Below are 4,976 nucleotides of genomic sequence, written 5' to 3'. Positions count from 1 at the left end.
CCCCCAAAACCCCAAAACCCCAAAACCCCAATTCAATAAAATTTGTTTGAATTTAGAATAAAAATTTTAAAATGAGAGAATCCTTAGTCTGTTTCTTGCTTATTTTAATTTGACTTGGTTTGGGGAATGCAAAGAAAACTGAGCTTGTCGTAGACTTACTCGAACATGGTGTTACTTCTCCAAGGTTCACTGAAAACCCTGCTTACAAGGTAACAAATAACAGATATGAAGAATTCCCCGGTGAATTGACTCAGCCTGGTGTGTTCATGATGGAAAAGTTTGGACAGGAATTAAGAAAGGAATTCATCGAACAAAAGCAGTTTTTGCCAAATGATTTCAAACCAGAGAACTTCTATCATAAATCCTATAAGGATCAGCCAAGTACAATGAGTGCCTACGCAACAATGTTGGGAGCATACCCTCAATCAGTATCATGGATTCAATTCCAAAGCATGGGAAAGGGATCCATCGACAATCCTTTCACCAGGGATGAAGAAGCTGATATGAGGAAGTCACTCGGACTTTCTGATAATCCAAGCGAACTAAGAAATCGCGAAATGACTATATGGTCAGAAACAGATGGTAGAACATTTTTCAACGACCCTTTGAACAACTGTCCTCAAATGCATAGGGATATGGACAAAAACTTGGACGCTACGAATGAAAAATATACTGATAATAGTCGGTTTGATGCTCTGTATGAAGAAATGGAGAAAACATTAGGAGTTCCTGATAACACTCTAACGTTCAAAAATGCTCATCTCTATCTTGACGACTACACCAGTGCTCAGGCGAACAACAAACCTCATCCTCAATTCGATGAACAGATTGTGGCTGACAGTTGGATCTCAAATTACTACAGGCGGTATTTTTATGAAGGTAGATATGGAAACAACCTTGATCTTTCAAGAGTTGCTTCTAACCACTTTTTCAACTACGTTCTAACAGCTATGTATGGAAAATATAAGACTGCAAAAGGAGAAGTGCAGAAGTCGGTTAATACCTTTATGCGCCATATGGATGCTCCGGAGGCGTTGAATAATGTTGGTTATTTCCTAATATTACAAGGAAAGCCCGATCAGGCGGTTCCATATTTACAACAAGCTATCGATAAAAAATCATCTTACTATAAAGTGGCTAATGAAAACTTAAACAGAGCACTAGCGGAAGTGAGAGAGATGGAGCAATAGGGATTTGATTTTGGCTCAATGAAAAGGATATTCATATTGCCTAAACGCGAAAGCTTTAATAAAGATATCATTGCAATTTCTGCTTTTTGGCTAGTTTGTGCCACAGTGATATTTTTTTATAAGTGGGAAAGCGTTTCAATACTCAACTTGAATGACAATGACGACTATATGCGTTTTGTTCAGTTTCAAGAGTGGATGAAGAACGGCCATTGGTATCTAGAGCCGATGAGCAACTTCAATGCCGCTGATGGTATTATTGTTCATTGGTCTCGATTTCCTGACCTAATACTATCTTTAGTCGCTTTCCCATTGCTATTTATGATTGATGACAGTATCGCGTATGCAATCTCAATTTCCATTGTCCCTTTACTCTACTTATTCTTGTATGCGCTCTCATGCTTTTATCTATGCGAACATTACTTTGGAGAGAAGTATCGATTTGTAAGTATGATGTTCGCAGTTTTTTCTCCTGCTATCATACACTTCCTACCTGGTTCTATTGACCATCATAATATCCAGCTTGTTTTAGCAACTCTCTTCTTATCTATAACACCAATTACGTTCAACAACCTAAAACAATCATGGCGAGTGTATGCTCAGTCTGTTTTTCTGTCTTTATCTTTGTGGACGGGGATGGATAATGTATTGTTATTTATGGCATTCCTTGTTTCTTATACGGTGTATTTCTGCTTTTTTTGTCGTGAGTGGTTTAGCTATATATCTAGGTTATATTTGACCTGTGCAGTTTTTGGTGCTTTTGCAGTCCTATTGAATAGGCCGTACGATGAGTTCTTTATTTTCAAGTATGACGAGGTCTCATTTATTCTTGTTATTCTATTCTTTAGTGGATGGACCTTCGTTAACTTATACAATCGATTGTCGAATCAAAAACAGAGCTCGACTCAAAAGTTAATATTATTACTTTCCCTTAGTTTGTTATGTTTAGTCCCTGTAGCCGTTCTCTACCCATCACTCACCAGTGCATTCTTGATAGATTATCCACCGATACTTAAGCTGTATTGGCTAGATCAGGTCACCGAGGCCAAATCTGTAGTTGATTACATAGAAATTAAGGGTTTCTTTTCTGTAGATAATTATACATTACTATTGGTCCCCGCTATTCTATACCCAGTTTTCAGAATTAAAAATCACCACTGTACAGTATTATATCTAATATTCATGTTTAATCTAGCCCTTGCGATATTTTGGCAGGTTAGAGTAATAAGATTGTGCTTTGTTTTAGCTGCACCTTTCCAAGCCTATTTTATCATTAAACTATCTGAATATGTCAGATTCACAATGTTAAAAGTCAGCATTATCTTTTCGGGATCTCCATTATCTGTAGCATTTCTCATTATTTCATTGTCTCCAACAGGTGAAATTACCACTACCTTTGATGGTGAATACAAGTCACCAAGTATCTTTAATGTATTAAAAGATAACGGTATCAATTCACATACTATCCTTTCTGGAATTGAAACTGGCGCACCTGTATTAGCTAAAACGAACAACAGTATAATTGCTGCGCCTTATCATAGAAATATTGTGGGCAACCAATTTTTAATCGAAGTGATGTTAGAAGAGAATATGTTTCTGGCAAGACAAAAAATAGTAGATAAAAAGGTTGATTATATATTGATCGGTAATGATCCTCACTTATCTCTCCTCAAGAATTCTGGAAGCGAGGACTCTTTAGTTAGAAGGCTTTATGGAGATAACATTCCTGCTTGGCTAGATGTTACATACGATGGAATTGAGGATGGTTACCGAGTTTTTAAAGTAAGGAGTGAGTATGAATAAACAGAAAGTAGCAATATTACTCCCATGTTATAACGAAGCCGGAGCCATTGGAGAAACGGTTACTTCTTTTCAACAAGCCTTACCTGATGCATCCATTTATGTTTACGACAATAATTCAACCGACAACACGGTCAACGAGGCGTTACAAGCAGGGGCGATTGTGCGACATGAGCCTCGCCAAGGTAAAGGGGAAGTCGTGAGGCGGATGTTCTCTGATGTTGAGGCTGATGTTTATGTAATGGCTGATGGCGATGACACTTACGATGCCTCAGTGTGCCCGGTGTTGATCGAGCAATTAAATAATGAAAAGCTCGATATGATCATTGGCAGTCGCGAGCGAACTTCAATGGCTTACCCAAAAGGACATATCCTTGGGAATAAGATGTTTTCATCACTGATTAACTTAGCATTCAATGCACAATTGAATGATGTATTTTCTGGCTATCGAATTATGAGCCATCGATTTGTCAAAACCGCACCTATCTTCAGCGATGGCTTCCAAATAGAAACAGAACTCACCGTGCATGCGTTACACCATAATATGTCCATTAAAGAAGTCTCAACTCAGTACCAATCTAGGCCGGAAGGAACAGCTAGCAAATTGAATACATTGAGTGATGGTCTGAAAATCCTCAACTTTATCTTGTTCTTATTGAGAGATGTGAAGCCGATGTTTTTCTTTGGCGTATTGTCTATGTTGCTTTGTGTCATCTCATTGAGCTTGGGGATTCCCGTTATTTTAAATTTTGTTGATACCGGGCTGGTAGAAAGGGTGCCAACTGCGATTTTGTCTAGTTCGATTGCATTAATTGCGGTGATGTCTTTTTTCTGTGGATTGATACTCGACAACGTGTCACGAGGTCGGCGAGAGATGCGAATTCTTTCTATATTAAGATTCAGTAATAACAAACCATTGGAATAGGGTTCTGGTATGAGAATAAGCAAAGATGAAGATAAGGAATGGCTCGATTATTTATCTCGTTTCAGTGATGAATATGATGAACGAGTTTATGAGCGCAATACCACGGGTTATGTGATGAGAGCAGGTCACATTGCGTGTGAAAAGCCATTCGGTGAAGAGAAACATTTCTCAAAAGTATTAGAGGTAGGTTCTGGAACTGGTGAGCATTTATTGCATGTTAAGCACACTTTCGATGAATACATTGTTAGTGATGGTGATGCATCAGCACTCGAAGTAGCAAAAATGCAACTCAATCATATCAATTCTTATGACAAACTCACCTTTAACGTAACCAATGCTCGAGAGTTAGATTTTGAAAGCAACAGTTTTGATCGAGTGATAGCAACTCATATACTTGAGCACCTATACGAGCCTCACTTGGTGATCAAAGAGTGGTTAAGAGTGTTAAAGCCAGGAGGGACTTTGTCTATTTTGATTCCTACCGACCCTGGAGTAGCGTGGAAGGTCGGTCGTTATATGACGACAAGAAAACACGGTTTAAAAAAGGGGTGGAATTACGATTACATAATGGCGAGGGAACATGTTAATCCATGTAATAACCTAATTGCCTTTTTAAACTATTACCTTCCTGACAATCAAAACTCGTTTTGGCCATTGAGCTTTGCACCCCTTATTGACTGCAACTTATTCTTCAATTTTCATGGAATTAAAATTGTTTTTAGGCAATAGAGTAGGAAGCTAGCAGTTAGCTTCCTACTTCCTGTTTAATGTTACAGGCCAGTAGCAGCACCAAATAACATGAAGATCCCCACTAAACCTACAATCGGCATCTTCAATGTTTTCAATAACCACACGCCAACAATGATCAGAGCGAAGTCTAAGCCGCTACTCACTGCACTTGTGAAGATGGGTTGGTATAGAGCCGCAAGTAATAAGCCGACTACAGCCGCATTCACACCTGTAAGCGCCCCAGCTACTAGAGGCTTGCTCGCAATTGCCTGCCAGTTCTTCAGTACACCCAGTAGCAATAAGAAGCCCGGTAAGAACACCGCAATTGTTGCGAT

General features: G+C 38.8%; 5 protein-coding genes. 4 read left to right on the top strand and 1 reads right to left on the bottom strand.

The features are described 5' to 3' along the window. Positions 1 to 119 precede the first annotated feature (119 nt). The 4 genes from Q0688_RS14300 to Q0688_RS14285 are packed head-to-tail and all read left to right on the top strand — an operon-like array spanning position 120 to position 4,641. Positions 120 to 1,190 (top strand): hypothetical protein, encoded by a 1,071-nt coding sequence (locus tag Q0688_RS14300; RefSeq protein WP_299077995.1) that lies wholly within the window; start codon positions 120 to 122, stop codon positions 1,188 to 1,190. Between the two features lie 36 nt (positions 1,191 to 1,226). Next, positions 1,227 to 2,990, top strand: a complete 1,764-nt coding sequence (locus Q0688_RS14295; protein ID WP_299077992.1) for a hypothetical protein — start codon at positions 1,227 to 1,229, stop codon at positions 2,988 to 2,990. Then, positions 2,983 to 3,912, top strand: a complete 930-nt coding sequence (locus Q0688_RS14290) for a glycosyltransferase family 2 protein (protein ID WP_299077990.1) — start codon at positions 2,983 to 2,985, stop codon at positions 3,910 to 3,912. Before Q0688_RS14295 ends, Q0688_RS14290 begins: the two co-directional genes overlap by 8 nt. 9 nt (positions 3,913 to 3,921) lie before the next feature. Next, positions 3,922 to 4,641, top strand: coding sequence for a class I SAM-dependent methyltransferase (locus Q0688_RS14285; RefSeq protein ID WP_299077988.1), 720 nt, complete (start codon positions 3,922 to 3,924; stop codon positions 4,639 to 4,641). A gap of 41 nt (positions 4,642 to 4,682) precedes the next feature. Here Q0688_RS14285 and Q0688_RS14280 read toward each other — a convergent pair. Further along, the coding region (locus Q0688_RS14280; protein WP_299077984.1) for a chromate transporter at positions 4,683 to 4,976 on the bottom strand (294 nt) is incomplete at its 5' end.

It is taken from the genome of uncultured Paraglaciecola sp. (assembly GCF_937123705.1).
Taxonomy (GTDB): domain Bacteria; phylum Pseudomonadota; class Gammaproteobacteria; order Enterobacterales; family Alteromonadaceae; genus Paraglaciecola.
The sequence above is the reverse complement of the archived record's forward strand: the minus strand, read 5'-3'. Positions and strand labels throughout refer to the sequence as shown.

Coding starts and splice junctions, on each gene's coding strand:
- Q0688_RS14290 (WP_299077990.1), top strand. CDS start 2,983: ATGAATAAACAGAAAGTAGCAATATTACTCCCATGTTATAACGAAGCC.
- Q0688_RS14285 (WP_299077988.1), top strand. CDS start 3,922: ATGAGAATAAGCAAAGATGAAGATAAGGAATGGCTCGATTATTTATCT.